This window comes from Nocardioides dongkuii (genome assembly GCF_014127485.1).
Lineage (GTDB): Bacteria > Actinomycetota > Actinomycetes > Propionibacteriales > Nocardioidaceae > Nocardioides > Nocardioides dongkuii.
Genome location: NZ_CP059903.1, coordinates 3,402,059 through 3,417,801, shown reverse-complemented (window position 1 = coordinate 3,417,801; position 15,743 = coordinate 3,402,059). Strand labels below are relative to the sequence as shown.

The 15,743-nt window shown below is 73.4% G+C and carries 14 protein-coding genes and 1 riboswitch; of the genes, 11 read left to right on the top strand and 3 right to left on the bottom strand.

Going from position 1 to position 15,743, the window contains the following annotated elements; genetic code table 11:
- Nucleotides 1-8 precede the first annotated feature (8 nt).
- Nucleotides 9-365, top strand: coding sequence for a hypothetical protein (locus H4O22_RS16480; protein ID WP_182524424.1), 357 nt, complete (start codon nt 9-11; stop codon nt 363-365).
- Here H4O22_RS16480 and H4O22_RS16475 read toward each other — a convergent pair.
- Entirely contained in the window at nt 322-1,392 is a 1,071-nt protein-coding gene (locus tag H4O22_RS16475) for a type IV toxin-antitoxin system AbiEi family antitoxin domain-containing protein (protein WP_182524423.1), read from the bottom strand. The genes H4O22_RS16480 and H4O22_RS16475 overlap by 44 nt on opposite strands.
- 234 nt (nt 1,393-1,626) lie before the next feature.
- Here H4O22_RS16475 and pcrA point away from each other — a divergent pair, with 234 nt between their 5' ends.
- A complete protein-coding gene (gene pcrA / locus H4O22_RS16470; protein WP_182524422.1) occupies nt 1,627-4,059 on the top strand; it encodes a DNA helicase PcrA in 2,433 nt (810 codons plus the stop codon).
- Nucleotides 4,060-4,084: 25 nt separating this feature from the next.
- Here the strand turns inward: pcrA and H4O22_RS16465 are convergent, their stop codons facing one another.
- Entirely contained in the window at nt 4,085-4,999 is a 915-nt protein-coding gene (locus H4O22_RS16465) for a M23 family metallopeptidase (protein ID WP_220451191.1), read from the bottom strand.
- Nucleotides 5,000-5,439: 440 nt separating this feature from the next.
- Between H4O22_RS16465 and sucC the strand changes: the two genes are divergently transcribed.
- The 3 genes from sucC to H4O22_RS16450 all read left to right on the top strand — a co-directional run bounded on the left by sucC (nt 5,440) and on the right by H4O22_RS16450 (nt 8,340).
- Nucleotides 5,440-6,600: an ADP-forming succinate--CoA ligase subunit beta gene (sucC, locus tag H4O22_RS16460; RefSeq protein WP_182524420.1), complete on the top strand. Its 1,161-nt coding sequence runs from the start codon at nt 5,440-5,442 to the stop codon at nt 6,598-6,600.
- Nucleotides 6,601-6,610: 10 nt separating this feature from the next.
- Nucleotides 6,611-7,492 carry a succinate--CoA ligase subunit alpha gene (gene sucD / locus H4O22_RS16455; RefSeq protein WP_182524419.1) on the top strand — a complete coding sequence of 294 codons (882 nt, stop codon included), beginning with the start codon at nt 6,611-6,613 and terminating at the stop codon, nt 7,490-7,492.
- 68 nt (nt 7,493-7,560) lie between these two features.
- Complete coding sequence (locus tag H4O22_RS16450) at nt 7,561-8,340, top strand: inositol monophosphatase family protein (RefSeq protein ID WP_182524418.1); 780 nt, start codon at nt 7,561-7,563, stop codon at nt 8,338-8,340.
- A 4-nt stretch (nt 8,341-8,344) separates the two neighbouring features.
- Here H4O22_RS16450 and H4O22_RS16445 read toward each other — a convergent pair whose 3' ends face one another.
- Nucleotides 8,345-10,192 (bottom strand): SigE family RNA polymerase sigma factor, encoded by a 1,848-nt coding sequence (locus H4O22_RS16445; protein ID WP_182524417.1) that lies wholly within the window; start codon nt 10,190-10,192, stop codon nt 8,345-8,347.
- Between the two features lie 70 nt (nt 10,193-10,262).
- On the opposite strand from H4O22_RS16445, the gene H4O22_RS16440 reads away from it, so the two are divergent.
- From H4O22_RS16440 to H4O22_RS16415, 6 genes are all read left to right on the top strand, one after another.
- Entirely contained in the window at nt 10,263-11,495 is a 1,233-nt protein-coding gene (locus H4O22_RS16440) for a cell division protein PerM (protein ID WP_182524416.1), read from the top strand.
- A gap of 1 nt (nt 11,496) precedes the next feature.
- Nucleotides 11,497-12,123 carry a phosphoribosylglycinamide formyltransferase gene (purN, locus tag H4O22_RS16435; protein WP_182527191.1) on the top strand — a complete coding sequence of 209 codons (627 nt, stop codon included), beginning with the start codon at nt 11,497-11,499 and terminating at the stop codon, nt 12,121-12,123.
- Between the two features lie 12 nt (nt 12,124-12,135).
- Nucleotides 12,136-12,211, top strand: a riboswitch (ZMP/ZTP riboswitch).
- 29 nt (nt 12,212-12,240) lie between these two features.
- Nucleotides 12,241-13,815, top strand: coding sequence for a bifunctional phosphoribosylaminoimidazolecarboxamide formyltransferase/IMP cyclohydrolase (purH, locus tag H4O22_RS16430; RefSeq protein ID WP_182524415.1), 1,575 nt, complete (start codon nt 12,241-12,243; stop codon nt 13,813-13,815).
- Nucleotides 13,816-13,880: 65 nt separating this feature from the next.
- Entirely contained in the window at nt 13,881-14,747 is an 867-nt protein-coding gene (locus H4O22_RS16425) for a bifunctional methylenetetrahydrofolate dehydrogenase/methenyltetrahydrofolate cyclohydrolase (protein WP_182524414.1), read from the top strand.
- Nucleotides 14,748-14,749: 2 nt separating this feature from the next.
- The gene (locus H4O22_RS20655) at nt 14,750-15,166 is read left to right on the top strand and encodes a DUF3017 domain-containing protein (protein ID WP_244963001.1); all 417 of its coding nucleotides are present in this window, start codon (nt 14,750-14,752) and stop codon (nt 15,164-15,166) included.
- A 19-nt stretch (nt 15,167-15,185) separates the two neighbouring features.
- Nucleotides 15,186-15,737 carry an AAA family ATPase gene (locus H4O22_RS16415; RefSeq protein ID WP_182524413.1) on the top strand — a complete coding sequence of 184 codons (552 nt, stop codon included), beginning with the start codon at nt 15,186-15,188 and terminating at the stop codon, nt 15,735-15,737.
- Nucleotides 15,738-15,743: the final 6 nt, after the last annotated feature.

The window sequence follows — 15,743 nt, the reverse complement described above, 5'->3', positions numbered from 1 at the left end:
CTGAGCGCGTGGACACCCTGCGCCAGATCCTGCTGTTCGTGCACATCCTCGGCTTCGCCGCGCTCATCGGCGGCCTGCTGGCCCAGGCCAAGGACCCGTTCAAGCGCGTGAACGGCGCGATGCGCGACGGTGCCGGGACGGCGTTCCTCGCCGGGCTCGGCCTGGTCGGCGTCCTCGAGGCCGGCGACGGCGACGTCAACCACGTCAAGGTCGGCGTCAAGCTGCTCATCGGGCTGATCATCCTGATCCTGGTGATGGCCAACCTCCGCAAGGAGCGCATCCCGCAGGGGCTGTGGGTCGGGCTGCTCGCCCTCAGCGTCATCAACGTCGCCGTCGCGGTGTTCTGGTCGCCGGTGCACAGCTGAGCTGACAGCTCACGGGACGCGGCAGGCGGCGCACGACGTACGGCGCCAGGTCGCTGATGTCGGTGCCGAAGCGCGCCTCGGTGTCGGCGACCTCGCGCTCGAGCCGGGCGAGGGCGGCGGCCTGGCCCGGACCCCAGACGTCGTCGAACGTCAGTCGGCTCATCCCCAGCTTGAAGCCGCAGAGCCAGTCCTGGCGCCGCTTCTCCTCCCACAGCACCTGGTCCGGCGAGCGTGAGGCGACGCCGCCGCGGGACGGCGGCAGGTACGTGAGCCTGCCGTCGAGCTCGACGAGCTGGCGACCGATCCGCAGGTCCACGAACGCCGTGCGGCCGTCGCGCCGGAGGCCGAACTGGGTCTGCGGCCGGCCGCGTCCGAGCCTCTCGACGAGGATCCGGGCGAGGCTCTCGCCCACCGAGTCCGAGCCCGGGTCGCTGCGCTCGATCGCGGCCCGGACCGCCGTGCTGTGCGGCCAGCACCGCATGTCGGCGAACGCCGCCCACAGGCACTCCCTGCACACCCCCGCGCGGAGGGCGGAGTCGGCGGCCACGATCCCGCGGACGACACCGTGCTCGCGGGCGATGTCCAGGGCGGTGCGGGGGTGGTCGAGCACGCGCACGCCGTCCACGGTCAGCACCTGCTCCGGGCGGTACGGCGCGAGGTGGTGCTTGACCCCGTGCTCGTGCCGGGAACCGCGGACGTCCGGCCTGGTCACGTGGGTGAGGGGCGGGTCGGGGAGCAGCACCTGCATCCCCAGGACCACCGCAGCGCTCTCGTGGCTGCGCACGTGCGACCGGGCGATCCGCAGGCAGGCCGCGTCGTCGGCCAGTCGCTGGAGGTCGGTGCGGTGGGCGCACGACTCGACGTACGCCCGCTCGGCGTAGACGCCCCGGCGTACGGCGACCCACGCGCCGGTGCGCACCAGGCGGTCCACCGCCCGCGGGGCGAGGCCGAGGGCGCGCGCCTGCTCGCGCGTGACCAGGGGACCGGTCGTGGAGAAGACCTGGTGGCGCAGCTCGATGTCGTCCATCCCGGGAGGCTCGCTCCGCTCGGCCCCGCCCGCTGGCCCTCCCGGACCATATGGGGACGACGGCGTCCGGGACCGCCCCTGTGAGTGACTGGCGGCCTGGGCCCCCGGACCGGCTGTAACGCGGTGTCCGCAGCTGTTCTGCGGTGCTGCAGCACCGCGCCCCAGTGGTGGACACCGCGTTACAGCTGACGCGGCGCCGCTCCGTCGGCGGCCGCACGTAGGCTGGGCACCAGCATGAGCACCCCCTCCCTGCCCGGCTTCGAGCACCTCCTCGACGCGCCGCCGGCCGAGCCGCGCACCACCCGCACCGGACCGTCGCGCGACGAGCTGCTCGCCGGCCTCAACGAGCCCCAGCGCGCGGCCGTCGTGCACGAGGGCGCACCGCTGCTCGTCGTGGCCGGCGCCGGCTCGGGCAAGACCCGCGTGCTCACCCGGCGGATCGCGTGGCTGATCTCCGAGCGCCGCGCGCACCCCGGCTCGATCCTGGCGATCACCTTCACCAACAAGGCCGCGGCCGAGATGAAGGAGCGGGTCGAGGACCTCGTGGGCAAGCGCGCCCGGATCATGTGGGTGAGCACCTTCCACTCCGCCTGCGTGCGGATCCTGCGCAAGGAGATCGACCGCTTCGGCTACAAGTCCAGCTTCTCGATCTACGACGCGGCCGACCAGAAGCGGCTGATGTCGCTGGTGATCAAGGACCTCGACCTCGATCCCAAGCGCTTCCAGCCCGGCCCGCTGCTGCACTGGGTCTCCAACCACAAGAACGAGCTGCGCGACGAGGAGCAGGCCGCCAAGGACGCGCAGAACAAGCTCGAGGAGACGTACGCCGCGGCGTACACGCTCTACCAGCGGCGGCTGCGCGAGGCCAACGCGCTCGACTTCGACGACCTGATCATGACCACGGTCCAGCTGTTCCAGGCGCACCCCGACGTGCGCGAGACCTACCGGCGGCGGTTCCGCCACGTGCTGGTCGACGAGTACCAGGACACCAACCACGCGCAGTACGCCCTGATCCACCAGCTCTGCGCCGAGCAGGTCGACGACGGCGCCCACAGCGGCGGCGAGCGGGTGGAGCCGGCGGAGCTGATGGTGGTCGGTGACGCCGACCAGTCGATCTACGCGTTCCGCGGCGCGAACATCCGCAACATCCTCGACTTCGAGCAGGACTTCCCCAACGCCACCTCCATCCTGCTCGAGCAGAACTACCGCTCCACCCAGACGATCCTCACCGCCGCCAACTCCGTGATCGGCCACAACAAGGGCCGCAAGGAGAAGCGCCTGTGGTCCGACGCCGGCGACGGCGAGCGGATCGTCGGGTACGTCGCCGACGACGAGCACGACGAGGCGCGGTTCGTCTCCGAGGAGATCGACCGGCTCGTCGACCAGGGGGTGCGCGCCGCCGACGTGGCGGTCTTCTACCGCACCAACGCGCAGTCGCGGGTGTTCGAGGAGGTGTTCATCCGCACCGGCCAGCCGTACAAGGTCGTGGGCGGCGTGCGCTTCTACGAGCGCCGCGAGGTGCGTGACGCCCTGGCCTACCTCCGGCTGCTCGCCAACCCCGACGACCAGGTGTCGCTGCGCCGGATCCTGAACACCCCCAAGCGCGGCATCGGCGACCGCGCGGTCGCCTGCGTGAACGCGCTCGCCGAGCGCGACCGCACGACGTTCTGGGAGGCGCTGCGCCGCGCTGACGAGGCGCCCGGCCTCGCGACCCGGTCGCTGAGCAGCATCCGCGGCTTCGTGGCGCTGATCGAGGAGCTCCAGTCGATGGTCGCGGCGGGGGAGCGCGCCGACGTCGTCCTCGAGACGGTGCTGGCCCGCTCCGGCTACCTCGCCGAGCTCGAGGAGTCCGACGACCCCCAGGACGCCACCCGCGTCGAGAACCTCGCCGAGCTCGTCGCCGTCGCGCGCGAGTTCTCCGACGACCCCGTCGCCGGCCCGTCCGCGGACCCCGCCGACGTCGACGCCGGCACCGTCGCCCCCGGCCTCACCGACTTCCTGGAGCGGGTGGCGCTCGTCGCCGACACCGACCAGATCCCCGAGAGCCCCGACGGCGACGACGGCGGCGTGGTCACGCTGATGACGCTGCACACCGCCAAGGGGCTGGAGTTCCCGGTCGTCTTCCTCACCGGCCTCGAGGACGGCGTCTTCCCGCACGCCCGCGCGCTCGGCGACCAGACCGAGCTCGAGGAGGAGCGGCGGCTGGCGTACGTCGGGGTCACCCGCGCCCGCGAGCGGCTCTACATCTCGCGCGCCGTCGTCCGGTCGGCCTGGGGCGCGCCGTCGCACAACCCCGGCTCCCGCTTCCTCGACGAGCTGCCGGTCGACCTCGTCGACTGGCGCCGCACCGAGGCGTCGCAGACCCGCTGGGGCCGTCCCGACGTCGCGTCGTCCTCACCCGCCGCCGCCCGGCTCGGCGCCCCGACCGCCGCCGGACGCCGCAACTTCTCCTCGGCCGCGCTGCGCGCCGACGCCGCGGCGAAGGCCAAGCCGGCCCGCGTGGTGCCCTCGCTCGAGCCCGGCGACCGCGTCCAGCACGACACCTTCGGCCTCGGCACGGTCGTCGCCGTCGAGGGGTCCGCCGACAAGTCCGTCGCCTCGATCGACTTCGGCTCCGACGGGGTCAAGCGGCTGCTGCTGCGCTACGCGCCGGTGGAGAAGCTCTAGCCGCCGCGGGGCGCGACGCCGAGGTTCAGGGCGTGATGCCGTTGACGGCCAGCGCGTCGTACGGGTCGACCGGGTCGCCGGCGCCGGGACGGACCTCGAGGTGCAGGTGCGGGCCGGTGACGTTGCCGGTGGAGCCGACGGAGCCGATCCGGTCGCCGGCGCGCAGCTGCTGGCCGACGGAGACCTCGATGGCGGTCTGGTGGCAGTACCAGATCTCGGTGCCGTCCTCGAGGGTGACGACGGTCTTGTTGCCGTAGGCGCCGTCGTAGCCGGCCTCGGTCACGGTGCCGTTGGCGATCGAGACGATCGGCGTGCCGGAGGGGGCCGCGAAGTCGAGGCCGGTGTGGTAGCTCGACCAGAGGCCGTACTCGCCGAAGGTGGCGGTCAGGCGGTAGCCCGCGAGGGGCGCGACCCACGTGTTCTGCTCGACGACCCGGGCGTACTTGCCGGCGCGCTCGGCCAGGCTCTGCAGGGCGCCGGTGTGCGCCTGGTACTGCTTCTCGACGGCCGCCTGCAGCTCCTTGTCGGCGGCGCTCTCGAGCGCGTCGCGGGCGGAGTCGCGGCTGATCACCTGGCGGCGGTCGGTGGCGGCCAGGTCGACGCTCGAGACCTTGCTCGTGCCGACGAGGGAGCTGGCCGCCTGGGTGAACGGGGTCGGCTGCCCGTCGGAGCCGTCCGTGGACCCGTCGACGACCAGCGCGCCGCCCGCGGAGACCGCGAGGGCGGCGATGCCGACCAGCACCGGCGCGGAGGGAAGGCGGCGGAAGCGCGTGGCGCGGGGGGCGGCGGGACGCACAGCCTTGCGCTTGCCCGCGGCGGGGACCTTGCCCGCGGCGGGGAGGAACGGGATCGACTGCGTCGCCTCGTCGTCGAACGCGGTGGTGACCTCGGCGCGGGCCGCGGGCTCGAGGTGCACCGGGAGCACCGGCGGCAGGTCCACCGGGGCGAGCAGCGCCAGGGGCGCGATCGACTCGACAGGAATGGAACGTTCGAGAGTGGTTACCGAACGACCGGCGACACGGCGGCCGGTGTACCGGTCCTGACGGGTCTCCGAGGGTGCGCGGCGGATGGCGCGGCGGTCCGCTCGGTGGTTACCCATGGATCAGGTCGCTCCGGAAGTGTCTCGGGTGGCGTGCAGATGTCTGGAGCCCGACCAGCGGGCGGACCCGACCATAACGGATCGATCACGGAGCCGGAAACCCGCTCGACCCACGCCTGTGAGGCACGTCACCAGCATGCCCCCCTTCACGCGGGGAAACAGGCGGTCTGGACCGTCGGCCGGTGGCGATCGTCACCCCACGTCCGTGCCCCCGCCCCTTATCGGCCGGGTCGGACGGGGCTATCGTGCCGCGGGATACCCGACTAGAGACTGGTGAGTCAGTGGACCTGATGGAATTCCAGGCGAAGGAGCTCTTCGCCAAGCACGACGTACCGGGTGCGCCCGGCATCGTCGCCACGACGCCCGCCGAGGCGCGCGCCGCAGCCGAGAAGCTCGGCGTCTGCGTGGTCAAGGCCCAGGTCAAGGCCGGCGGCCGAGGCAAGGCGGGCGGCGTCAAGCTCGCCAAGACCCCGGACGAGGCCGAGGAGCACGCCACCGCGATCCTCGGCATGGAGATCAAGGGCCTCACGGTCCACCGCGTGCTGATCGCGCCGGCCGCGAGCATCCTCGAGGAGTACTACTTCTCCTTCCTGCTCGACCGGGCCAACCGCCAGTACCTCTGCATCGCCAGCGTCGAGGGCGGTGTCGAGATCGAGGAGGTCGCGAAGACCAACCCCGACGCCGTCAAGCAGATCCCGATCAACCCCGGCACGGGCGTGGACGAGGCCAAGGCGCGCGAGATCGTCGCCGAGGCCGGCTTCCCCGACGTCCTGGTCGAGCAGGCCGTCGACACGGTGCAGAAGCTGTGGACGGTCTTCATCGAGGAGGACGCCACCCTGGTCGAGGTCAACCCCCTCGCCCGGCTGGAGGGCGACGTCCTCGAGGCGCTCGACGGCAAGGTCTCCCTCGACGAGAACGCCGAGTTCCGTCACGAGGACCACAAGCAGTTCGAGGACAAGGACGCGGCCGACCCGCTCGAGGCGAAGGCCAAGGCCAAGGGCCTCAACTACGTCAAGCTCGACGGCGCGGTCGGCATCATCGGCAACGGCGCGGGCCTGGTCATGTCGACCCTCGACGTCGTGGCGTACGCCGGGGAGGCGCACGGTGGCGTCAAGCCCGCCAACTTCCTGGATATCGGCGGCGGCGCGAACGCGCAGGTCATGGCCGACGGCCTGGACGTGATCCTCAACGACACCCAGGTCAAGAGCGTGTTCGTCAACGTCTTCGGCGGCATCACCGCCTGCGACGAGGTCGCCAACGGCATCAAGGGCGCCCTCGAGATCCTCGGCGCCGAGGCCACCAAGCCGCTCGTCGTCCGCCTGGACGGGAACAACGTGGAGGAGGGCCGCCGGATCCTCGACGAGCTCAACCACCCGCTGGTCACCCAGGTCGACACGATGGACGGAGCGGCCGACAAGGCCGCCGAGCTCGCGAACGCGTAAGGACGAAGAGATGTCTATCTACCTCAACAAGGACTCCAAGATCATCGTCCAGGGCATGACGGGCGGGATGGGCTCCAAGCACACGACCCTCATGGTCCAGGCGGGCTCGAACATCGTGGGCGGCGTCAACGCCCGCAAGGCCGGCACCTCCGTCGAGCTCGGCGGCAAGGACCTGCCCGTCTTCGGCAGCGTCAAGGACGCGATGGCCGAGACCGGCGCCGACGTCTCCGTCGTCTTCGTGCCGCCGGCGTTCACCAAGGACGCCTGCATCGAGGCCATCGACGCCGGCATCGGCCTGCTCGTGGTCATCACCGAGGGCGTGCCCGTGCAGGACTCCGCCGAGGTGTGGGCCTACCTGCAGGGCAAGAGCACCCGGATGATCGGCCCGAACTGCCCCGGCATCATCACGCCGGGCGAGTCGCTGGCCGGCATCACGCCGCACACCATCGCGGGCAAGGGCCCGGTCGGCCTGGTGTCGAAGTCCGGCACGCTGACCTACCAGATGATGTACGAGCTGCGGGACTTCGGCTTCTCGACCGCCATCGGCATCGGCGGCGACCCGGTCATCGGCACCACGCACATCGACGCGCTCCAGGCGTTCGAGGACGACCCGGAGACCGAGGCGATCGTGATGATCGGCGAGATCGGCGGCGACGCCGAGGAGCGGGCCGCGGCGTACATCAAGGAGCACATCACCAAGCCGGTCGTCGGGTACGTCGCGGGCTTCACCGCCCCCGAGGGCAAGACGATGGGCCACGCCGGCGCGATCGTGTCGGGCTCCTCCGGCACCGCGCAGGCCAAGAAGGAGGCCCTCGAGGCCGTGGGCGTGAAGGTCGGCAAGACGCCGTCCGAGACCGCCCAGCTGATGCGGGAGATCCTCCAGGCCCGCTGACCCACTGCGTACGACGAGGGCCCCCGGCGACCGCCGGGGGCCCTCGTGCGTCCGGGTAGGTTGGCCGGGTGGAGACCGACGACGTCCTGGCCCTGCTGAAAGAGGTCGCCGAGGAGGTCGTGAACCCGCGCTTCCGGGCGCTGTCCGACGACGACGTCGCGGAGAAGAACCCGGGCGACCTGGTCACCGTGGCCGACCGCGAGGCCGAGGTGCTGATCACCGACGCGCTGGTCCGGGCCTACCCCGACGTGCTGGTGCTCGGCGAGGAGGCGACCGCCGCCGACCCGGCGCTGCTGGACCGGTTCCGCGACGCCGAGCACTCCTTCACCGTCGACCCCGTCGACGGCACCCGCAACTTCGTCCACGGGTCGCCCGACCACGCGATGATGGTCGCGGAGCTGCGCGGCGGCGAGGTCGTGCGCAGCTGGATCTGGCAGCCCCAGCACCGCACGTCGTACGTCGCGGAGCGCGGGGCCGGTGCATGGCGCAACGGCGAGCGGATCGTGCGGCCGCCGCGTGCCGAGGAGCTGCGCGGCGTCACCTCGCGGCGCAGCTGGATCGGGCGCGCGCTCGGGACGCTCAAGGAGCTCGACCTGACCTGGGTGTGCTGCGGGATCGACTACCCCAAGCTCGTCGAGGGGGCGGCCGACTACGCGCTGTACAAGAAGTCGCTGCCCTGGGACCACGCCCCGGGACAGCTGCTGCTGAGCGAGGCCGGCGGGCACGTCGGCACCTTCGACGGCGAGCCCTACCGCCCCGCCGAGGAGCCGCCGTCCGGGCTGGTCGCGGCGGCCGACCGGGATACCTACGAGCTGGTGCGGAGCCTGGTCGGCGCGCTGCCGGTCTGAGGGCCTAGCGCCGGGGCGCCGGCAGCTCGCGGAGCCGCTCGCGCGCCCGCTCGGCGAGGGCGACGAAGTCGCGCTGCGACATCTGCACGCCGGCCGCGGGCACGAAGCCGACCTGCGAGACCGACGTGCCGGTGCGGACGACCGCCATCAGGTAGCGCACCGAGCGCTCGTCGGAGACCTCGATCGTGACGTTCCAGACGGCGATGTCCTCGGCCGGGCTGCGGCGGTCCAGGACCGTGGTGACGTCGGCGACCAGGTCGTCGCGCGCACACGCGGCGAGCTCGCCGCGGACGCCCTGCACGAACGCGCGCGCCCGGCGCAGCGGCAGCGACCCGACGGTCTGGGTGAGGCCGAACTCGGCCGGCAGCCGGGCACCCGGGATGAGGAAGGTGCGGGTCAGGTTGTTCGACCAGCCGGGGCCGCTGAACTCGGTCTCGTCGCAGCGGGTCGCGGCGAGGTTCACCCGGGCCCGACGCGGCTCGGTCCCGGCCCACGGGCGGGCCACGCGGCTGACCGGCGGGAGGTCGACCACGCTGAGCATCGCCGGCTCGGGGCCGGTGGGCACCGGACGGGACCTCCTCACCTCCACGGCCCCGGAGCAGGGGCCGGCGTCCGGCAGCGAGCACACGCCGTCGACGGCGCTGGCCAGCAGCCGGGCGCTGCGCCGGGCGTTGACGCGCTCGGCGTCCTGGATCGAGGTCGTGGTCGCGGTCAGCACCTGGCCGGTGCGGGCCACCCCGGCCACCACCGTGGTGACCGGTCGGTTCCAGTCGCGCAGCACGAACAGCAGCGCCTGGTCGCCCACGCCCCCGACCCGCCAGGTCGAGAGGAGCTGGGTGCGGTCCTCTGTGCACCCGGCGAACCAGCCCACCGCGGTGCTGAAGGCGCGGGAGGTGGCCTGCGGGGTCGCCGAGGTCTCCACGAGCTGAGCGACCGCGCTGGCCGGCTGGCGGCGGCGCGGGACGCTCTCGAACTCGCGCACCAGGGCCGCGGTGCCGCGCGGGTCGGCGTACCGCTGCTGCTGGCAGGGGAGCACCAGGCCGTCGCCCGCGCTGTTGTCGTCGGTGGAGGCCACGCTCCAGCGCCGCGCCGGCACCAGCGCACCGACCCGCTGCGCGGTCAGGAGCGCGTCCTCGGTGAGCGGCGGGGGTGCGGCCGGGTCGGAGGGTGAGGTCTCGAGCGGGCCGGCGGCGGCCCCGTCGGTGGCCCGGTCCAGCCGCGGCCGCACCCCGTCGGTGTCGGTGACGGCCAGGCCGCTCACGACCAGGATGGCGGCGGCGCCCACCACCCCGAGCGCGGTGTGGGCACGCCGCCGGTTGGCACCGGCCCGGCGCAGGATCGTCGCCCGGGGCAGGCGCTGGTCGTCGACCACCTCCGCGAGCGGGACGAACAGGTCGCGCAGGGCCGGCGTGGGGACGTCGCGCAGGATCGCGAGCTGCGCCATCCCGGTCTGCAGCGCGCGCTCGGCGTCCTCGCGGGGGAGGCCGACCTCGCGCGCGAAGTCCGCCAGGGTGCCGTGGGCCAGCACGGTGAGCAGCACCATCTTGCGCTGGTCGGTGCTGAGCTTGGCCAGCGCGTCCAGCGTGGCCTGCACCCCGGGGTCCAGGTCCTTCTCGCGGTGCCAGATCCGGGTGGTGTGCCGGCGCTGGGCGTAGGTCCAGGCGTACGGGCGGACCCAGGCCTCCGGGTCGCCGTCGCGGGTCGCCCTGCGCCAGTGGTGCCAGGCGAGCACGAAGGCGTCGCGGACGGCGTGCTTGGCCGTGGTCAGGTCGCCGGTGAGCGCGAAGGTCTGCAGCAGCAGCCTGGACCGGGCGTCCTTGTAGAAGGCGTCGAACTCGTCGGGGTCCCTCATGGCGAGTCCACGGTACGCGACGGCGTGGCGGCCCCGAAGCCTCCCGGGGGGCGACGATGATGGATCGACCATGACCTCCGTGCTCCCCGACTCCGCCCGAGCCCGGGACGACCTGCGGCACCGACGGCCGCTCGTCCTGCTGGCCACCCTCGGCGGGGCCGCCGCCGCGGCGGCGACCCTCCTCGTCTGCCTCGGCGCGGGGGTCGCGGGCTGGTTCCTCACCGACGCCGGCGCCCACGGCGCCCCGCGCGACGCCCTGCGCGTCGGCGCGCTCGGCTGGCTGATGGGCCACGGCTCCGGCGTCAGCGTCCAGGGCGTGCCGGTCGACGTGGTGCCGCTCGGCGTCACCCTGCTCGTCGCGTGGACGCTGTGGCGGATCGGCACCCGCCTGGGCGACTCGGTCTCGGGCCACGGGCCCGACGCCGACGCGATCGCCGACGGCGAGCGCGACTGGACCGTCCCGCTCACCTCCGGCCTCTTCGCCGCCGGGTACGTCGTGGTCGCGGCGCTCACGCACACGTTCGCCGCCTCCGCGGACACCGACCCCGACCTCGCCCGGGTCGTGCTGTGGTCGCTGGTGCTGTGCCTGGCCGTCGGCGGCGCGGGGATCGCGGTCGGCTCCGGGCGTGCCGCGATCTGGGCCGCGGTGCTGCCGCTCGCGCTGCGCGAGGCCGGTGCGGTCTGCCGCCGGATCCTCCTCTCCTGGCTGGTCCTCGCCGCGGTGGTGCTGCTCGGCGCCCTGGTCCTCGACCTCGACACGGCGCTGAACGTGATGTCGCAGCTGCACACCGACGCCGGCGACGGGACGGTGTTCACCCTGCTCAGCGCCACGGTGCTCCCGAACGCCGTGGTGTTCTCCGGCTCGTTCCTGCTCGGCCCCGGCTTCGCCGTCGGGGTCGGCACGCTGGTCTCGCCGACCGCCGTGGTGCTCGGCCCGCTGCCGATGTTCCCGCTGCTCGCCGCCCTCCCCGACGACGGCCCGCCCGCCGGCTGGACGGCGTACCTCGTCGCGCTGCCGTGGCTGCTGGCGCTCGTCGCGACCGTCCGCACCCAGCTCCGCACCCCCACGCAGCGCTGGGACGAGGGCGTCATCCGCGGTCTCGCCGGCGGCGTGCTGGCCGGGCTGCTCTTCGGGATCGCGGCCGCGGTCGCCGGGGGCGCCGTCGGTCCGGGGCGGATGACCGAGGTCGGGCCGCTCGTCCTCGACGTCACCGTGCACGCCGTGACCGCGTTCGGCGTCGGCGGGCTGGTCGGCGGTCTCGTCGCCACCGCGTGGCAACGACGGGCCGCGCGCCGGTCCTAGACTGCGCGGCGTGCCAGCCGAACCCGCCGCTCTCGTCGTGCTCGTCTCGGGCTCCGGCACCAACCTCCAGGCCCTGATCGACGCCTGCGGCGACCCGGCGTACGGCGCCCGCGTGGTCGCCGTCGGCGCCGACCGCGACGGCATCGAGGGCCTGGCGCGCGCCGAGCGGGCCGGCATCGCGACCTTCGTGCTCAAGGTGTCGGACTTCGAGACCCGCGCGGAGTGGGACACCGCCATCGCCGCCCGGGTCGCGTCGTACGAGCCCGACCTGGTGGTCTCCGCCGGCTTCATGAAGCTCGCCGGCCCGGCGTTCCTAGCCGAGCACGGCGGCCGGTTCGTCAACAGCCACCCGGCGCTGCTGCCGTCGTTCCCCGGCATGCACGGCGCCGAGGACGCGCTGGCGTACGGCGTGAAGATCACCGGGGCGACCCTCTTCGTCGTCGACCCGGGCGTCGACACCGGCCCGATCGTGGCCCAGACGGCGGTGCCGGTGGAGGACGACGACACCGTCGAGACGCTCCACGAGCGGATCAAGGTCGCCGAGCGCGCGATGCTGGTCGAGGCCGTCGGCCGGATGGCGCGGGAGGGCTTCACGGTGGCGGGTCGCCGCGTCCGGTACGGCCGCTGAGGGCCGTTATGCTGGCGCGACACGACTGGCGCAGGTGGGTGACCACCAGGGAGTGAACGCGGGAGCATCGACCGCCTGGGTGCCCCGACCGCCGAGCATCCCCAGGAGTGAGCCACCGTGTCCGATGCGTCTCTCGAAGCCCGTGTCCCGATCAGGCGTGCGCTGGTCTCCGTCTACGACAAGTCCGGGCTCGAGGACCTCGTCCGCGGCCTGCACGAGGCCGGGGTCGCCCTGGTCTCCACCGGCGGCTCCGCCGCGCTCATCGAGGGCCTCGGCGTCCCGGTGACCCGCGTCGAGGAGCTCACCGAGTTCCCCGAGTGCCTCGACGGACGGGTCAAGACCCTGCACCCGCGGGTGCACGCCGGGATCCTCGCCGACCGCCGCCTCGACTCCCACGTCCAGCAGCTCGCCGACCTCGGCGTCGAGCCGTTCGACCTGGTCGTCTCGAACCTCTACCCGTTCACCGAGACCGTCGCCTCCGGCGCCACGCCCGACGAGTGCGTCGAGCAGATCGACATCGGCGGGCCGTCGATGGTCCGCGCCGCCGCCAAGAACCACCCCTCGGTCGCGATCGTGACCTCGCCCGCGGCGTACGGCGACGTGCTGGCGGCCGTCGCCGCCGGCGGCTTCACCCTCGCCCAGCGGCAGCGGCTGGCCGCCGAGGCGTTCGTGCACACCGCGACGTACGACGTCCACGTGGCCTCGTGGATGGGCAGCGTGCTCACCGACACCTCCGAGGGCACCGGGTTCCCGGCGTGGGCGGGCGCGACGTGGACCAAGAAGTCCGTGCTCCGGTACGGCGAGAACCCGCACCAGCCCGCCGCGCTCTACACCAGCGACGCCGGGCAGGGTGGCCTCGCCGCTGCCGAGCAGCTGCACGGCAAGGAGATGTCGTACAACAACTACGTCGACACCGACGCCGCCCGCCGCGCCGCCAACGACTTCGCGGAGCCGGCGGTCGCGATCATCAAGCACGCCAACCCGTGCGGCATCGCGGTCGGCACCGACGTCGCCGAGGCGCACCGCCGGGCGCACGAGTGCGACCCGACCTCGGCCTTCGGCGGCGTGATCGCCGTGAACCGGCCGGTGTCGGTCGAGATGGCCCGCCAGGTGGCCGAGGTCTTCACCGAGGTGATCGTCGCGCCGGCGTACGACGAGGGCGCGGTCGAGGTCCTGCAGGGCAAGAAGAACATCCGGATCCTCGTCGCCCCGGTCGACGCCGGCGCCGCCGTCGAGACCCGGCCGATCAGCGGCGGCCTGCTGATGCAGCACGTCGACCACGTCGACGCCGAGGGCGACGACCCGTCGTCGTGGACGCTCGCCAGCGGAGAGCCGGCCTCGCCGGAGCTGTTGGCCGACCTCGCGTTCGCGTGGAAGGCGTGCCGCGCGGCGAAGTCCAACGCGATCCTGCTCGCCCGCGACGGCGCCTCCGTCGGCATCGGGATGGGCCAGGTCAACCGGGTCGACTCCTGCCGCCTCGCCGTCCAGCGGGCGGGGGAGCGGGCGACCGGATCGGTCGCCGCGTCCGACGCGTTCTTCCCCTTCGAGGACGGTCCGCAGATCCTCATCGACGCCGGCGTGCGTGCCATCGTCCAGCCCGGCGGCTCGGTCCGCGACGAGCTGACCGTCGAGGCCGCCCGCGCCGCCGGCGTGACGATGTACTTCACCGGCACTCGGCACTTCGCGCACTGACCGCGACGGAGCGTGTCGAGACCCGGTGAGGTGCAAGCCAACGTCAACCCAGACAGGATGAGCACGTGACCGCACAGAAGCTGGACGGCAGCGCGACGCTGAGGACGATCAAGACCGAGCTCGCGGCCCGGGTGGCCGCGCTCAAGGAGCGCGGCATCGTGCCGGGACTCGGCACCGTGCTGGTCGGTGACGACCCCGGGTCGCACTGGTACGTCGGCGCGAAGCACAAGGACTGCGCCGAGATCGGCGTCGAGTCGATCCGCGTCGACCTGCCCGCCACCGCCACCCAGGCGGAGGTGGAGGCCGAGATCGACCGGCTCAACGCCGACCCCGCGTGCACCGGGTTCCTCGTCCAGCAGCCGACCGGCCTCGACGAGTTCGCGCTGCTCTCGCGCGTCGACCCCGAGAAGGACGTCGACGGGCTGCACCCGGTCAGCCTCGGCCGGCTGGCGCTGAACGTGCCCGGCTCGCTGCCCTGCACCCCGGTCGGGTGCATCGAGCTGCTGCGCCGCCACGACATCCCGATCGCCGGCGCCGAGGTGGTCGTCGTGGGTCGCGGGCTGACCGTGGGCCGGCCGCTGGGCCTGCTGCTCACCCGCCGCTCGGAGAACGCCACCGTCACCCTGTGCCACACCGGCACGCGCGACCTGGCCAAGCACGTCCGCGAGGCCGACATCGTGGTCGCCGCGGCCGGCGTACCCGGGATCATCAGGGGCGACATGGTCAAGCCCGGCGCCGCCGTCCTCGACGTCGGCGTCTCGCGGGTCGACGGCAAGATCGCCGGTGACGTCGCCCCCGAGGTCTGGGACGTCGCCGGCTGGGTGTCGCCGAACCCCGGCGGCGTGGGCCCGATGACCCGCGCGATGCTGCTCTCCAACATCGTCACGATGGCCGAGGTCTCGGCCTCGGCCCCGGCTGGGGCCACGAGCTGACGGTGAGCCTGTCCGAGTCCGACCGCGAGCCCGATCCCGATCCCGACCCCGGATCGGGGAAGAGCCCTGTCCCCACCGAGGAGGAGGTCGCCGCCGAGCTGGAGCGCATCGATGCGCTCGAGGCCGCCGAGGACGCCGAGCGGCGCTACCCCTCCACGATCGGGGGTGCGTTCTACCTCGTCGTCCTGGCCGCCACCGCCATCGGTATCGCGATGGCGGCGAGCGGCAGCTGGCGGGCCGGCATCCAGGTGATCGCCGGCGCGCTGATCCTCGCGGCCGCGCTGCGCCTGGTGCTGCCGCGCCGGGACGCCGGGATGCTCGCCGTACGGCACCGCTTCTTCGACTGCCTGCTGCTCGCCGGCGTCGGCGGGGCGCTGATCTTCCTGGCCCAGACGATCCCCGACCAGCCCGGGTTCTGACCGGACCCGCTGCGCGCCGATGACCCGCCTCATCCACCTCAACGGTCCGCCGGGCATCGGCAAGTCGACCCTCGCCCGGCGCTACGTGGACGAGCACCCCGGTGTGCTCAACTGCGACATCGACGTGCTGCGGACGCTGATCGGCGGCTGGGCCGACGACTTCGCGGGGGCCGGCGCGCTGGTCCGTCCGGCCGCCCTCGCGATGATCGAGGCCTACCTCCGCAGCGGGCACGACGTCGTCCTGCCGCAGATGCTGGTCAACCCCGACGAGCTGGCCCGGTTCGAGGCCTGCGCGGCCCGCGCCGGCGCCGAGCTCGTGGAACGGTTCCTCATGGACGACGTGCAGGGCTCGGTCGCCCGGTTCGGTCGCCGTGGGGGCTCCGGCCCGAGCGACGCCTGGCACGACCAGGTGCGGGCGATCGTGGCCGCCCAGGGCGGGGACGAGGTCCTCGAGCGCTACCACGCCGGGCTGCACCGGCTGCTCGCCACCCGGCCGGACGCACGGGTCGTCGTCAGCGTCGAGGGTGCGGTCGACGCGACGTACGAGGAGCTCCTGGCGTCGCTGGCGTAGGCGCGG